Below are 15,900 nucleotides of genomic sequence, written 5' to 3' on the forward strand. Positions count from 1 at the left end.
GTGCAGCAGCAACCAACGGAAGAGAGACAAAGGCAATGAGCAACGCAAAAGATGTAACTGACGCCAGCTTCAGCACTGACGTACTGGCCTCCGAGAAGCCGGTCATCGTCGATTTCTGGGCCGAATGGTGCGGGCCGTGCCGCAAGCTGGGGCCGATTCTCGACGAGATCTCGGTCGAGTACAGCGAGAAGGTTGATGTGGTCAAGGTGAACGTTGACGACAACCCGGCCATCGCAGCCGAGTACGGCATCACCTCCATCCCGGCCGTTTACCTGTTCCAGGGCGGCGAGGTCAAGAGCACCGTTATCGGTGCCCGGCCCAAGCAGTTCTTTGAGAAGGAATTCGCCGACGTGCTGTCCTAGGCTGACTGAAAATGGCCCCCGCCTTTGGTGGGGGCCATTTTTGGTTCTGATCCTCGATCACTGAGAGGCGCCGGAATGCCCGGATCGAGAGTGCATCCCTTCCGAATTGAGAGCACAACTTTCCGAGGTTGCCTGACGATGTAATTTTCTGCCCGCTCGCCGTTCGCGCCGAAACTTTGTGGGCCGGCCGCAGTTGGGATGCTGACGTGCGGCATCGGGCGCGGGGTAGCGCTGCAATTGGGCAGTTTAGCCCGGACTTGGATCGCCGGTTTTCGAGGTCGCCATCAAACTCGCGTTTCACGTGAAACATGCTGACCGGGGACTCGCTTTTGCTTGTGCCGTCGAGGGCGTTTTCACGAAACGTAAATGTTGGGTCAAACGCAGGCGCTGCCCTGGTTTGGCCTTACCCACAGCCACAGCCACAGCTGTACGGCCCCCTGGTGAGGGAGGACGTACAAAGCCTGGACGGTTTCACGTGAAACATCGAATCCAGACGCGAGGTTCTAGTGAACGGGATTCGGCGGAGGAGATGGCGCAAAGACCGAACAGATTCGAGATCAGGGCGGAGGCTGTCGAGATTCTCGACGGCTGCTGTACTCATCCTCAATGAGTTACGACTGCATATGGTCAGATGTTGTTGGCTGGGTCGCGCCTAGGCGGCCACAAGACGACACTCTGGCGGTGTCGCCACATTACGACGCCACCAAAATGCACGGTTCATTATGGGAAGCCGAGCCAAATTGGGTATGTGGGCGAAAATCGGGGCCAAACACCTAACGCACCTCGAACTCCGGACCGACCAATCAGGTCCTTGGCTTCATCCAGGCTCACCGGTGGTGTCTTGCTCGCTGCCGCCTGCCATCAGCCAGGAGGGCGGCTCGGGAAATCCTAGAACCGATGTTTCACATGAAACGTCCGACTGACGCCTCATTCGGGATTTGGTCAAGCAAGGGGGCGCCGCTGTTTCACGTGAAACATACTGGTGCTTCCCGCGCGAAGATCAGGAGAGCTGCCACGATGTTTCACGTGAAACCGAGATCCGCGAAGAGAACTCCAGCGGCCAGCATGGTGAACTGACAGTTGACTCTTAGATAGTCGCTTGTGCCCCTATCCCAACATCTTGTTCAGTAGGCAGATGAGAGAAAGAACGTCACTTTCGTCCCTGTTGGACTTCGAGCCGTATTCTCCAGCCGCCAAGAGAGCGGCCTACTTGGGGGTGCAGCTACTGTCCTGCAGAACTCCTCAAAGATAAATGGGCGAAGCCGCACGTGTCATGTCGTTCATTTCCGGCGGAACGCTCGATTATCTGCGGGCTCAATTCCCTCCAGTTCCTATTTCTGTTCCTCACGTACGATCACCGCGATCAGTGCCAGTTGCAGCACCTTCTGGTTTCACGTGAAACATGCCCACGTATTCCCGTCAATCTGAGGGGACGCAGACCAGAACTGTTTGGGTCCTAGCGGGGGATGGATGCCACATTTTCAGGGCTCGCCGGCCGCCCAATGACTAGGCAGCCGGGATATCCGTTGGGCAGGTGTGAACACTCGGCTTGGCCGGGCCGATTCCCTGCCTTCGGGCGAATAGCTGATTCACTTCACCCTATGGCAGTGCACATGAAAGGGTCTGGGTGCGTACCACCATAGATTGCCAGGGCAGCGAAGCGCAGCCGGCCGCGCGGCCAGTCGCCATTCGACTGAACCAGGACCTGCGGAAAGAGCCACGAGGGGACCCCCGCGCGTACTGGTATCTCGCTAATGGTGCGTGATTCGACGACCAGTCCGGACACCGACGGTCGAATCCTGGAGTGAGTCAGCGGTAGGCACCGGCGAAAAGCCTCCTACGAAGCCTCTTAGTCAGTCCCCGCCGGTTCAGCCCACGGGAGGTGCCTAGCAGGCACTCCACGACAGCTCGGATGCGGAGGGCGGAGCTCCTTTCCCACCGACTGTTTGCCCGCCGCACAGACCTCGGGCGAAGACGGGCCTCGCCGGCTAGGTCCGCAACCGCTTCAACGGCGGCTGAACCGGCAGCGGACCTGACTAACCCTTCAGTTCTTTCAGTCCCGTGTCCCCGTCAATGACTTATTCGTCCCGGGATCGTTCGGCAACGGCCAGGTTCAGAGTTCGGCCCGTTTGTTGCCGGCTCATCGACTCTCATCTCGACTCAGACTCCGGCCCATTCGCCGCCAGCTCCTCGACTCTCTTGACGTTTCATACCTCGGCCCGTTCGTCGCACCTCGTCTGTCGACTCTGCTCAGGTCTGCTGAACCGGACAGCCAACATCCGGTCCTGTTCGGCCTCGAGCTCGCCCTCAGGCGCAATGGCAACGCTCCATCTACCCGTGCCCCAGCCAGCCATTCTTCCCTGCCTGCTGAAGAGCGGACCGCCTAGATGGCGGTTCTGAGCCCCGTCGAGCACCCGCGGTTCTTCGTTCTTTGGATGGGAGGCGTGCACATTCTCCTCAACCCCGGGTTCGATTCAGGGCGTCGCTTTTCGAACCGCAGTCGGTGCTGCGGCACCTCGGACGTCCTGCCGCTCCTCGCGGAACCACCGGCTGCAGTCAGTGCGGGCTCCCTCGGAAGGAGATCCTTGATCGCTCCGTGTTCATGAGCAATTCCAGACTGCCCAGGGACATAACCCGGAGGACAAGCAGTCAAAAAATTGTCCCCTCACTGCAGCTGTTCGATTAGCCAAATTGAGGTCAACAACAGACGCCATACCCGCACGTCCAGCACCTCCAGGAGCCGGCAGAAACCATCGCGTCAAAGATATCCACCACGTTCTCCACAGAAGTTATTCACATGGTTATCCACAGGCCATGAGAGATTATTCACACCCCCGTACTGGCGTCCCGCGAACGTCGTCGCGCCCTCCGGCGATGACCAACTGACCGGCTGCCTGCAGTGCATTGGCCCTGCCGCGTAGAACGAATCAGAGCACCGGCGATCCGGAGACAAAAAGAGTCTTGGAGACCGAAAAATTAACCCTAGGACGGCGATTTAGTACGTCCCCACTAACGCTTTCGATCCCGTCCCTGCAACGGACGATCATGTTTCACGTGAAACGGAACACGGCCGCCCATAGGACCATCGAGGCGGACTACACGACAATGGCCCGTGCCCACTCAGCCCGATCCACTGGGATTGAGTCCGAAACTAATCCACAAAGTTATCCACAGCGATATCCACCGCGATATCCACCGCTCTATCCACCGGGGTCGGCGGAAGAGCAGGGACGGTGGATGACTCCGAGAGCACCTTATGGCACCGTTCAGCAGTCACAACTCAGCCCCTTGGAGCGCAGTTGGCAAGTGCCCGACCCGCTGACCATAGCGACTTCACCGTGGACAACGAGACCATTCACCACTCGATCCACCTGCCAGCCGAAGCAGCGCCGGCACCTCGTGCTCGAAGTTTCGAGGCACTAGCGGAGCGGAGTTGCTCCCCTTCTGGGCTCTCGGCTTCGGTAATCCGTCTCGTGGCCAAGTCACATAGTGACCGGACCGCCGTCGCATGGGTGTACCGCTGCACCGGAGCACCGCTGACCGGCGTCAACCCCCTCGGGGACCGTATCACCGAGGGGACGCCGGGTGCAGTGAAGCTGGCTCGTCTACGCGCCTCGAATACAGCGACTTCGTGTCCGCGCAAGGACCGTTAGCCGGCCTATCGTCGATGCATGATCACCGGCCATCTTCATTGCCGGCCAGTCCGGTCGTCCATGTCGCGATGGTGCCCGGCGTGGCCGGCGGACCGAAGGCCGGTGGTTGAGCTCCTTCCGGCGCGGTGAAGCCACGAAGCCTCCGGACTCCTGAAGCCGGCGCGGACCAACAGTTGTCGTCCCGAGTATCGAACGTGAGGACCGTCCATGACGCGGATGGCTATTCGCCCGTGACACCTGGGGATTGCAGTCCCCACCGAGGTTCCGGCGCCGGCAGTGAGTCGGTCCTCCGGTGGCACCAGGTCGCGACGTGCGCGTGCAGTAGTCTGACTGGGTTTAGGATAGGTTACGCCCAGACCACCGCTTACAGTACGAGCGCGCACGGTCAGTGGAACCTCGTCCGTGTGGACGTGATGAGGACGCCGGGTACTTCCCTCCTTGGCAGCTAACGAGGACACCAGCGCATCAGACCATGCCGGCTTGGCTGATTCCGCTCCAGGGGCCGCCGATCCGCAATACGAATCGACGCAGCACGGACGCGATCTCCACACACGATTTCCTCGGCATCGTGCTGCGAACCCCATGCACCCTTCCTGCAGTTGGAAGGGCCTCCAAGGTTTCCTTAAAGCTGGGAACGGTTGAATCAACTTCGCGCTGAACCCTCCCGGAGTCCAGCGGAGGCTGACAGGCAGGGCACAGTTGGCGAGCTCGGTGGGGGAGCCACGCAGCGAACCGGCCGCTGCGCCGCGTGTTGCCGTGCCGCGTTTCGCTAGTCACCCCCAATCGTGTCCTGTGATCGTGTGCCGTGTTTGCGGGCTGTGCTGCGTTGCGGGCTGTCCTGCGTTGCCGGCGTGCTGACGCGCCGAGGATCCGCGATGCCGAGTTGCCAGCGTGCTGCCGTGCCGAGATGCGGGAGAAATCTGACCTAAATAACCTGACAACAGACTCGAACCGCATCTGGCGTCGGAGATGAAATGACAAGTGGCACCTTGATGAATTCGGTACGGCCAGCAGGCCGTCGGGGGAGGTGAAAGGATGGGAACTGCGTACTGCCGGACGGCCCTGTCCGGCTTCCCGTGGGGAAGCGCCGCCGCATCACTACGAGGATTGGGTACTACGGGGTCGGCGCAACATCAATATCCGTATCGAGTCCACATTGCAGCCCCCAGACCGACAGCGATGCCCATGACCACCGGCCAAGGCGGCGGCCCCACGCATCGTGGCAGCGTCTCCCAGTCCTCGGATAGGAGACCGTTGGCGGACCACCGAGTGTGTCGAGGACAGATGCCAGGGCACATAGCCGGGGCACCCACGTCCAGGGAGTTTGTGGCACCATCACCGCCAGGTCAGAATCATGGCATTCGAATCTCCGCAGTTGCCTTCCGGAGAGCGCTTCAACGACTAACAACTGGATGCAGAGGGTGCCGGCACTCTGGCAACGCTCCGCGCTGGACGGAAACCCCCTCCACATCACGTTTCCGCCACACCGGTGCTCTGCGGCTGGGCCCATTTGGCATTCATTCGATCAGTCGGGGGAGTCCCAGCTGGCGCAATCGGGGCGTCCGCCAGCGTCCCTAATGGCGCCACGGGATGCCACTTGGATGCCGCGACTGCAGATGGATCCTGGTCCTGCGGGAGGGTTGCCGCCGCCGAAAGTTTGAGCTCCTACCGAGGGCTTACGGCGATCCCCAGAGCCTCATGCATCGTGGGCTGTTTCTGCCTACTTCTGGTTGCGGGAATTGAGCGGTCTGATCGAACCGGGACCAGTCGACGGACCGGGCATGGGCAGGTGCCACTACACCGAGCTGGGCATTTCCCCCTGGGAGGCGAAACCCTTTCCGACGGAGCCCGTGGTGATCTGAAAGATCATCTGCAATCGGTCGACCGCCTGGCTGCAGTGCTCCGCCTGTTCGCAGCTGAATTGCCAGGCAAAAACTCCAGGGCCATTGCCAGTAGGAGTGCCAGGCCTGGCGGAAACCAGCGACGCCGGCCGTCGACGGCTGGGACGAAGGACCGGCACCCGTCGAGCGCATTCGCCACCATCAACAACTTCTTGTCCCTCGGCGTCCCGGATAGATGAGTGTCCTGGCTTCAACCGGCCGGTTCTGTTTCACGTGAAACAGTAGCCTGGCCGATCCTGTTTCACGTGAAACATGGATGGGGGACACCGGAGTAGGCGCTCTATGGACACAGGGATGGGACCATGATGACTGCTTCGCTGAGAAGCGATAGTGATGGCGCGGACTCTGCAGCGCGCCTCCCGCCCGCACGTGCACCGCGAGGTGACGCCATAAGCCGGAGCGACCAGAACCCGGGGTCTCCCCTCGTTGGGCTACCAGGCGATCCGCCACGTCAACAGCGACGATTCCGCCCCACGAAGTGATGCCCCAATATGCCGGCAGCCACGGCGGACGAACGAGAGCGGGAACCCGTCCCTCAGAAGTCCCCGGGATCCGCGGTACTGAGGTTAACAAGAAAGGAGGGCCTGTTTCACGTGAAACAGACCCTCCTCGAATACTCAGTGATTGGCGACCTAGCTGGGCGCCCCGGGTGTCAGGACGTCCATGATGCGATTCAGGTCCTCGACGCTGGCGAACTCAATACTCACACGACCCTTACGGGCTCCGAGCGAGATCTTGACGTTGGTATCAAGGCGGTCAGACAGCGACGACGCCAGGTAGTCCAGCCGTTCGTGGCGGGCCCCCGGGCGTGGGATGTTGTTCTTGGCCGGCGAGGCGGGGCTCTGGTACAGGGTGACGGCCTCTTCGGTTGCCCGGACCGACATGCCCTCCGCCACAATCTTCTGCGCCAGCCGCTCCATGGCCGCGGCGTCCGGAAGTGCAAGCAAAGCGCGGGCGTGACCTGCGGAGATGACGCTTGCGGCAACCCGCCGCTGGACCAACGGGGGAAGCTTCAGCAGCCGCAGGGTGTTGGACACCTGGGGCCTAGAACGGCCGATCCGGTCCGCCAGCTGCTCGTGGGTAGTTCCGAAATCCTCAAGGAGCTGCTGGTACGCCGCGGCTTCTTCGAGCGGATTCAACTGGCTGCGGTGCAGGTTCTCCAGCAGCGCATCGCGAAGAAGGTCGTCATCGGTGGTGTCACGGACAATTGCGGGGATTGTTTCCAGGCCCGCGGCCTGTACTGCACGCCACCGTCGCTCGCCCATGACGAGCTCGTACGGTTCGCCACCCTCTTCGGTTGAGGTACGGACCACAATTGGCTGGAGGACACCGATTTCCCGCACGGAGTGCACCAGCTCCGCCATGTCATCCTCATCGAAGACCGAGCGGGGCTGTTTGCGGTTGGGGTGGATATCAGTGACTGGAATTTCGGCAAACCTGACACCGGGCACTTCTATGAGTTCAACAGATGGCTCATCACGGGGCTCCGACGTGGACTCGAACGCCAACTGCTCGCCGGCGTCGGCCGCGGACTGCTTGGCAGCAGTCGGCGACGACTTCGGGACAGCCGTCTTCCGAACGGGTGTCTTCTTGGACCCCGCACCGGCCGCGCCGCCAGCTACTTCGGCGTCGGCAGCAGAGCCGCCGGCTTCAGCGGCGTCAACAGTGACATCAGAAGGATCGGCCTTGACGGGCGCGGACCCCGGCGACTTGGACTGCTCGGCATTGATGCCCGGGAGCGCCTCGGCATCGGAAGTCTTTTTTCGGGCTTCGGGAAAGAAGAGGTCCACGGGCCGGGAAGGGGCAGCACCGTTTCCGGAGGCAGCCGCGGCGGAACTTGGAATGAGTGCGCCAAGTCCACGGCCGAGGCCGCGTCGCTTATCGCTCATGGATAAATCCCTCCAGTGGAAGAGCCGGGATTCACCTGGCTCTGGTTAGTGCAATTCTTGAAAAGATTCTAACGTTCCGCGATTTCCGCTGCGGCTTCCAGATAAGACAGGGCGCCGCTTGAAGAAGGATCATACGTCATGACGGTTTGCTGGTAGCTCGGTGCTTCGGAAATACGCACCGACCTCGGCACCACCGCACCGAGCACCTGCTTCGGGAAGTGCTCCCGGACCTCGGCTGCCACCTGGGCGGCGAGGTTGGTGCGGCCGTCATACATGGTCAACAGAATCGTGGAAACAACCAGATCGGCGTTCAGGTGCTTCTGGATCATCTCGATGTTCTTCAGGAGCTGGCTGAGGCCTTCGAGGGCGTAATACTCGCACTGGATCGGAATGAGGACTTCGCCGGCCGCGCAGAAAGCATTGACCGTCAGCAGCCCGAGACTCGGCGGGCAGTCAATGAAGATGTAGTCCAGTCGCTCTTCGCCATTCTTGGCGCGCTCCTTGGAGTACACATCGATAGCGCGGCGCAGCCGCTGCTCGCGGGCCACCAGGCTGACAAGTTCGATTTCGGCGCCGGCAAGGTGGATGGTGGCGGGCGCACAAATCAGGTTGTCGATGTCGGGGCACGGGGCCACGACATCCTTCAGCGGGACATCGTTGATCAGGACGTCGTAAATACTGTCGACGTCGGCGTGGTGCTCGATTCCCAGGGCTGTGGAGGCGTTGCCCTGCGGATCGATGTCGATCACAAGTACATTCAGACCAGCGGCCGCCAGCGCGGCGGCGATGTTGACGGTCGTCGTCGTCTTGCCGACGCCGCCCTTCTGGTTAGAGACAGTGAAGACGCGGGTCTTTTCCGGTTTGGGCAGTTGCCGGCCAAACAACCGCTCACGGCGCTTGTTTTCATGCGCGAGTTCCCGCGCGATAGGGCTGGAATCGTCAATGGAGTCCAGCACGTTCCCGGAATGTGGAAGAGAGGTTTCACGTGAAACACCGGCCATTCCGGTTGCTTTTACAACCGAAGCCGTGTGATTTCCGGAGAAGTCAAAAGCTACTGCAGGAGCCGTAAACGCCCGTGCGGACCCCAGGGACACAAACGGCGGGATCCGTTGTGTGGAGGCTTCGCTACTGCTCACTATGACACGCTCACTCTCATTCGGCTTTTACTGCCGGTTACTAGCCTAACCTCTTCCCCTCGGACTCCCCGGGCACCGGGGCCGGTGCTAGGTAATCTTTTGAGGCTTGTTCACTACGATTCGCACAACGGTGGTGGGTTCCTCAAGCAGGTCCTCACCCACCACCACCACGGACGTCTTAGTGCCGCCCAGTTTGCGGATAATCTTGGCGGCTTTTTCAATTTCCTCGCCGGCGCTCCGTCCCTTGATGGCAACGACTTCACCCTTGCCAGCCAGGAGCGGAATGGTCAGTCCGGCGAGGTTGGCCAGCGCGGATACTGCACGGGCCGTCACGACGTCGGCGTTCACGAGACCCACGGCGAGTTCCGCCCGGGTGCGCATGATCGTGACGTTCTCGAGGCCAAGGTCATCCACCACCTCCTGGAGCCAGATGACGCGGCGCTCCAGCGGTTCGATCAGGGTCAGTTCCAGGTCCGGCCGGGCGATGGCCAGGCACAGGCCGGGCAGGCCGGCACCGCTGCCGACGTCGGCGACGTGGCTTCCGTGGGCAATCTGGCTCTCGATGACGGCGCAGTTAAGCACGTGCCGGCTCCACAGCCGGGGTACTTCGCGGGGGCCGATCAGGCCCCGTTCTGTCCCGGACGTCGCCAGGTGCTCTACGTAGCGGGTGGCCAGGTCCAGGCGGTCACCAAAGATGGACTCTGCTGCTTTGAGTTCGGCGGCGGTAATTTCAACCATCAAGCTAGTCAACGGTTCAGTCTGCGGAGACAACGATGTGCCGGTCGGCGCCTTCGCCTTCGGACTCGCTGACGAGTCCCAAATCTGCGACGGCGTCGTGCACGATCTTGCGCTCGTAGGCGCTCATCGGGGCCAAGGCTACGGCCTCGCCGGAGTCCTTAACCGCGGCGACGGCGTCTTCAGCGATCTTTTGCAGGTCGCCGGCACGCTCCGCACGGTACCCGTTGATATCCAGGACCAGACGCGACCGGTTTTCCGTCGCGGAGAGCACAGCGAGCCGCGTCAGTTCCTGGAGCGCCTCGAGAACTTCGCCCTCACGGCCCACCAGGCTGTCCAGCCCAGCCGATTCCTCGTCGGCAACGATCGAGATATACGTGCGACCGTTGCGGACCTCGATGTCGATGTCGCCATCGATGTCCGCGATGTCCAGCAGCTCCTCAAGGTAGTCCGCAGCGACGTCGCCTTCTTCTTCCAGGCGGCTTGCGGAAACACTCTTGCCGATGCCGTTCTCCGCACCCTGGGCTGCGTCCTCAGGCGAGTCCTGAACCGTGTCCTGGTCGTCGTCAAACTCGGCGGAAATAGCGTTCTCGGTGCTCTCGGCAGACATTACTTCCTCTTCCTGTTCTTACGCTGCGGCTGGACGCGCTGGGTCTTGGCCTCCACGGCGGCGGCTGCGGCCGAAGCCTCGGCCGTCGCGGCTTCGTGCTTCTTGCCGCCCAGAAGGGGCAGGGCCGGCAGGCCCTTGGCGGCCCGGCGCTCGGCAAGAGCCTTGGCGGCAGGCGATCCCGGGGTAGGCATGCGGCGGATCACGAAGAACTGCTGTCCCATGGTCCAGAGGTTGGTGGTGGTCCAGTAGATCAGGACGCCAATGGGGAAGTTGATGCCGCCCACGCCGAAGACCACCGGCAGGATGTAAAGCATCATTTTCTGCTGGCGCATGAACGGGCTAGCCAGGGCCTCTTCGGACATGTTCTTGGCCATGATCTGCTTCTGCGTGATGAACTGCGAGGCCGTCATGGCGAGGATCATCACGATGGACAGGATCCACACCGACATTTGGTTGCCGCCGCCACCGTGCAGCAGCGATGCCGACAGAGGGGCGCCGAAAATGGTGGACTCGTCGAACTGCTTGACCTGTTCCGGGCTCATGGCACCAATGCCCTGGCCGCCCGCCTTCGCCGAACTGATGCCGGAGAGCACCTGGAAAAGCGCAAAGAAGAAGGGCATCTGGATCAGCATCGGCAGGCAGGCCGAGAACGGGTTGGTGCCGTGCTTCTTGTACAGCGCCATCTGTTCCTGCGCCATGGCCTGGCGGGACAGCTGGTCGGTCTTGCCCTTGTACTTGTCCTGCATCTTCTTCAGGTCCGGCTGCAGCAGCTGCATGCCGCGCTGGGCCTTGATCTGCTTGACAAAGACGGGAATCAGGGCCGCGCGGATGACCAGCACGAGCCCGATGATGGACAGGGTCCAAGTCCAGCCGCTGGCCGCCGGCATGCCGATGGCGCTGAGTCCGTCATGGAAGCCCACCATGATGGCTGAGACCAGCCACTTGAACGGGGCCAAAAGTGTTCCAAAGATGTCCATACGATTCCCTATTCGTCAGGCCGCAGAGCGGCCTTCTCCATCAGTCTGAGCAGCCAGGTACTGGTCCGGATTGTTCAGCACAACAATTGTGGGGGTGCGGCCGGCCGGCCATTCCCGGTGCCCGGCGGGGACATGGTCCACACCGCCGGCATTCCAGGGGTGGCAGCGCGAAAGGCGCTTGGCAGCCAGCCAGCTTCCCTTCACAGCACCGTGTACCGTGATCGCCTCAAGGGCATAGGCCGAACAGCTGGGGAAAAATCGGCACACTTGGCCGTACAGCGGCGAGACCACCTTGCGGTAGGCCATCAGCAGCAGGATGAGGATGTTACGGGGCAGGTTCCAGACGGCGGTCGCCAACCGGCTCAGCACCGATCCGGGCGCCGCAATGAACAGGCGGGGGACGACGGCGGCAGTTGAGTTACGCACGCGGGGTCCCTTCCTGTGTTGTCTCGTTAGAACCTGATGAAGCAGCCTTCAGAAGGTGGCTGCCCAGCCGCTTCATGGTCGTTTCCAAAGCGGCGTCATAGTCGGCCAGCAGCTGGTCCCAGCTGGCTCCCGACGCGGCGGGCAGTGCCCGGACCACGATGGCGAACCCGCTGCCGTATTTCTGCAACGACAATGCACCGGCTTCTCTCAGTCTCCTCTTAACGAGATTCCTGACAACAGCGTTCCCAACACTCTTGGAAACGATGAATCCGATCCGGCTTGGTTCATCGGCAGCGAGAGCTACCGCATATAACACTACGTTCCGGCGTCCATTGCGGACACCGGAACGTACAGTTGTTGAAAAATCGGTTGAAGTCCGCAGACGGTTCCTGGTGGCTAGCACCGTTCAACTCGCACAGGGATATGGACCGACGAGTCAGTTATTTAGGCCGACAGTTCGGTGCGGCCCTTGCCACGACGGGCTGCCAGGATGGCACGGCCGGCACGGGTACGCATACGAAGGCGGAAGCCGTGCTTCTTGGCTCGACGGCGGTTATTCGGCTGAAAAGTCCGCTTGCTCACGTTAGTTACTCCAGTGGATCAAAGGTGCGCCCACCCGATCAAGGGGAAGAACTGGCCGACGCTAAGTTTTGGTATGTGCCACTTCCCTCGTAACTCGCACGACGCGGGGCGTCAGGCGAGATTCAGATGAGGCGAAAAGCGTACACATGGGACTTCACAACGTTAGGGCTTGCCGCCCTCCCGAGTCAAACCGGGGGTCGCTCCGAAAGCTATCCCCAGCTGTGGCTAACTGCTTTCGCAGCCTGTGGATGAAGTGCGTCACCCGCCCCTTTTGAGAACCACAACGGTGTAATTATCCACAGGACTGAACCCAGCTATCTTCTAGCCTTTTCATCCCCTACAGTGGCTCAGTAACCCCTTATCCACGGACTGTGCATAACCCTGTGGATTGAGCCGGGCCGGTGTACCGCTCCGGACCGCGTGGATGCACGTAATGCAGGCCAGCAAGTTTGAGGAACTGATTGATGACAGTAGACGAAGCCAACCAAGCCAACACTGTCGGAAGTTCCTGGCGGCGGGTTGTGAGCCTTCTGGAGAACGACCACCGTGTCTCTCCCCGGCAGCGCGGCTTCGTGATCCTGGCCCAGGCCCAGGGCCTGATCGGCTCCACCCTTCTGGTGGCCGTCCCCAACGAGCTCACCCGCGAAGTGCTGCAGACCCAGGTCAAGGAAGCCCTCGACGACGCCCTCCGCAGCGTGTTTTCCGACGAGATCCGCTGCGCGATCGACGTCGACACCGATCTGGTGCCCCTGCACACAGAACCCGAACCCGACGTCGAACTTTCCCTGGCCGCCGACCCGACCGTGGAGTTGAAGCCGCAGCCGATGCTGCCGAGCACCTCGCACGAATTCGGCCGACTCAACCCGAAGTACGTCTTCGACACCTTCGTGATCGGTTCTTCCAACCGGTTCGCCCATGCAGCCGCCGTGGCTGTGGCCGAGGCACCGGCGAAGGCCTACAACCCGCTGTTCATTTACGGCGACTCCGGACTAGGCAAGACCCACCTGCTTCACGCGATCGGCCACTACGCGCGCCGGCTCTACAGCGGGATCCGGGTCCGCTACGTCAATTCCGAGGAATTCACCAACGACTTCATCAACTCCATCCGAGACGACGAAGGCACCAGCTTCAAGACCACGTACCGCAACGTGGACGTGCTGCTGATCGACGACATCCAGTTCCTGGCCGGCAAGGACCGGACGCTGGAGGAGTTCTTCCACACGTTCAACGCCCTGCACAACAACAACAAGCAGGTGGTCATCACCTCGGACCAGCCGCCGAAGCTGCTCGCCGGCTTCGAAGACCGCATGAAGTCGCGCTTCGAGTGGGGCCTGCTGACCGACATCCAGCCGCCCGAGCTGGAGACCCGCATCGCGATCCTGCGCAAGAAGGCCCTCAGCGAGGGCCTCTCCGCCCCGGATGATGCCCTCGAATACATCGCCTCGAAGATTTCCAGCAACATCCGCGAGCTTGAGGGTGCCCTCATCCGCGTTACAGCGTTCGCCAGCCTGAACCGGCAGCCGGTGGATGTGGCCCTGGCCGAGATGGTGCTCAAGGACCTCATCACCGACGACGGCGCCCAGGAAATCACCTCGGCCCAGATCCTCACGCAGACGGCCGACTACTTCAAGCTCAGCATGGAAGAACTCTGCAGCAAGTCGCGCACCCGCACGCTGGTGACCGCACGGCAAATCGCAATGTACCTGTGCCGGGAGCTCACGGACATGTCCCTGCCCAAGATCGGTCAGGAGCTGGGCGGCCGCGACCACACCACCGTGATCCACGCCGACCGCAAGATCCGCGAACTCATGGCCGAGCGCCGGGTCATCTACAACCAGGTGACCGAGCTGACCAACCGGATCAAGCAGCAGCAGCGTAATTCCTGAGCCGTCCGCCGGCGCACTCTTACCTTATTAACAGGGCCCTGTGGACAACCCTGTGGATACTTAAGGGGACAACCGCGGTTAATGGGCTTAAAACCCTTAAGGCGCCTGTGGATCAGCGAACCGGCCAAAAAACTTGTCCCCATCCACACCCTGTTTAAAACCTGCTCCACCCACAGTCCATGAACAGGGCATCACCGCGGATTCGCACGGCAGGATCGAGTTATCCACAGTTTCCACAGCAGTTATTAACACTACTAATCCCAAGAAAATGAAATTCCCTCAAACAACAATCTCCTTCCCACTTCCGAGCAGTGCCCAGGCCCGTTCCGGACCGGCACAGCAGACCGGCCCCGCGAACAACACTGATGTAACCCGGGGATGGGAGAAACGCTCACCTTGGGGCTAAGCTGTCTCCAGTGCGTCCGTCCTGGACATCTTTTGTGGTTCCCTGCGGGCCATGAGGCCCGGGGAGGGCGGACGATTCCCTTGTTGACGGAGTTCGGCGTCCCTGCCGAGGTCCGCGGCAGCTTGAGAAGTCTCAGCGGTTTTCAGCACTAACAGCAGCAATGAAAGGCGGCACCCTTCCGTGAAGTTCAGAGTCGAACGGGACGTCCTGGCAGAAGCCGTGACATGGACCGCCCGGTCGTTGTCTCCGCGGCCGCCTGTTCCCGTACTTTCAGGCCTGCTCCTGAAAGCTGAAGCCGGTACCGTCAGCCTCTCGAGCTTCGATTACGAGACCTCCGCGAGGCTCGAAATCCCTGCTGACATCAGCACCGAAGGCACCATCCTGGTTTCGGGCCGCCTGCTCGCGGACATCTGCCGCAGCCTGCCGTCCGCCCCGGTCGAGGTCGAAACCGACGGCAACAAAGTGACACTCACATGCCGCCGAAGCAGCTTCCACCTGGCCACCATGCCCGAGGCTGAATACCCGCCGCTGCCGGCCCTGCCCACCATCAGCGGCACCGTTCCCGGCGATTCGTTCGCCCAGGCGGTGTCCCAGGTGATCATCGCTGCCAGCAAGGACGACACCCTGCCGATCCTGACCGGCGTGCGGATGGAAATCGAGGACGACCTCATCACCCTCCTGGCCACCGACCGCTACCGCCTGGCAATGCGGGAAGTCCCTTGGAAGCCTGTGACTCCCGGCATTTCCACGAGCGCTCTGGTCAAGGCCAAGACCCTTAACGAAGTGGCAAAAACTCTGGGCAGCAGCGGCGACATCAACATCGCCCTCGCCGATGACGACAGCCGGCTGATCGGATTCGAGAGCGGCGGCAGGACTACCACCTCGCTCCTGGTAGATGGCGACTACCCCAAGATCCGTTCGCTTTTCCCGGACTCCACCCCCATCCATGCCACCGTGCAGACCCAAGAGCTGGTCGAAGCCGTCCGCCGCGTCTCGCTCGTGGCCGAACGCAACACCCCTGTCCGGCTCGCCTTCACCCAGGGCCAGCTGCACTTGGACGCGGGCACCGGCGAGGACGCCCAGGCCTCCGAGGAACTCGAAGCCCAGTTGTCCGGCGAGGACATCACTGTGGCCTTCAACCCGCATTACCTGATCGAGGGCCTGAGCGTCATCGAAACCAAGTTCGTGCGGTTCTCCTTCACTACCGCACCCAAGCCGGCCATGATCACAGCGCAGCAGGACGCCGAGGGCGAGGACCAGGGCGACTACCGCTACCTCGTCATGCCCGTCCGGCTGCCCAACTAGCTGACAGTTGGGGCCGTTCTGACCCCTCAAAA

The 15,900-nt window shown here is 61.6% G+C and carries 11 protein-coding genes; 3 read left to right on the forward strand and 8 right to left on the reverse strand.

Annotated elements, in window-relative coordinates:
- Positions 1-35: 35 nt before the first annotated feature.
- The gene (trxA, locus tag AC1DEM_RS03170) at positions 36-362 is read left to right on the forward strand and encodes a thioredoxin (RefSeq protein WP_018775302.1); all 327 of its coding nucleotides are present in this window, start codon (positions 36-38) and stop codon (positions 360-362) included.
- A 6,186-nt stretch (positions 363-6,548) separates the two neighbouring features.
- Here trxA and AC1DEM_RS03175 read toward each other — a convergent pair.
- From AC1DEM_RS03175 to rpmH, 8 genes are all read right to left on the reverse strand, one after another.
- On the reverse strand, positions 6,549-7,805 hold the full coding sequence (locus AC1DEM_RS03175; protein WP_476883073.1) for a ParB/RepB/Spo0J family partition protein: 1,257 nt from the start codon (positions 7,803-7,805) through the stop codon (positions 6,549-6,551).
- Positions 7,806-7,873: 68 nt separating this feature from the next.
- Positions 7,874-8,941, reverse strand: a complete 1,068-nt coding sequence (locus tag AC1DEM_RS03180; RefSeq protein WP_476883074.1) for a ParA family protein — start codon at positions 8,939-8,941, stop codon at positions 7,874-7,876.
- 87 nt (positions 8,942-9,028) lie between these two features.
- Complete coding sequence (gene rsmG, locus AC1DEM_RS03185; protein ID WP_476883075.1) at positions 9,029-9,679, reverse strand: 16S rRNA (guanine(527)-N(7))-methyltransferase RsmG; 651 nt, start codon at positions 9,677-9,679, stop codon at positions 9,029-9,031.
- A gap of 16 nt (positions 9,680-9,695) precedes the next feature.
- Positions 9,696-10,286, reverse strand: coding sequence for a Jag family protein (locus AC1DEM_RS03190; protein ID WP_476883076.1), 591 nt, complete (start codon positions 10,284-10,286; stop codon positions 9,696-9,698).
- Positions 10,286-11,263, reverse strand: coding sequence for a membrane protein insertase YidC (gene yidC, locus AC1DEM_RS03195; RefSeq protein ID WP_476883077.1), 978 nt, complete (start codon positions 11,261-11,263; stop codon positions 10,286-10,288). Before yidC ends, AC1DEM_RS03190 begins: the two co-directional genes overlap by 1 nt.
- A gap of 15 nt (positions 11,264-11,278) precedes the next feature.
- Positions 11,279-11,689 (reverse strand): membrane protein insertion efficiency factor YidD, encoded by a 411-nt coding sequence (yidD, locus tag AC1DEM_RS03200; protein ID WP_476883078.1) that lies wholly within the window; start codon positions 11,687-11,689, stop codon positions 11,279-11,281.
- The gene (gene rnpA, locus AC1DEM_RS03205; RefSeq protein WP_476883079.1) at positions 11,682-12,092 is read right to left on the reverse strand and encodes a ribonuclease P protein component; all 411 of its coding nucleotides are present in this window, start codon (positions 12,090-12,092) and stop codon (positions 11,682-11,684) included. The genes yidD and rnpA overlap by 8 nt, the downstream gene beginning before the upstream one ends.
- Positions 12,093-12,133: 41 nt before the next feature.
- The gene (rpmH, locus tag AC1DEM_RS03210) at positions 12,134-12,271 is read right to left on the reverse strand and encodes a 50S ribosomal protein L34 (protein WP_003800212.1); all 138 of its coding nucleotides are present in this window, start codon (positions 12,269-12,271) and stop codon (positions 12,134-12,136) included.
- Positions 12,272-12,735: 464 nt separating this feature from the next.
- On the opposite strand from rpmH, the gene dnaA reads away from it, so the two are divergent.
- The gene (gene dnaA / locus AC1DEM_RS03215; RefSeq protein WP_277524928.1) at positions 12,736-14,157 is read left to right on the forward strand and encodes a chromosomal replication initiator protein DnaA; all 1,422 of its coding nucleotides are present in this window, start codon (positions 12,736-12,738) and stop codon (positions 14,155-14,157) included.
- 586 nt (positions 14,158-14,743) lie between these two features.
- Positions 14,744-15,868, forward strand: coding sequence for a DNA polymerase III subunit beta (gene dnaN, locus AC1DEM_RS03220; protein WP_091560743.1), 1,125 nt, complete (start codon positions 14,744-14,746; stop codon positions 15,866-15,868).
- Positions 15,869-15,900 lie beyond the last annotated feature (32 nt).

The organism is Arthrobacter sp. 05T420 (assembly GCF_056396305.1).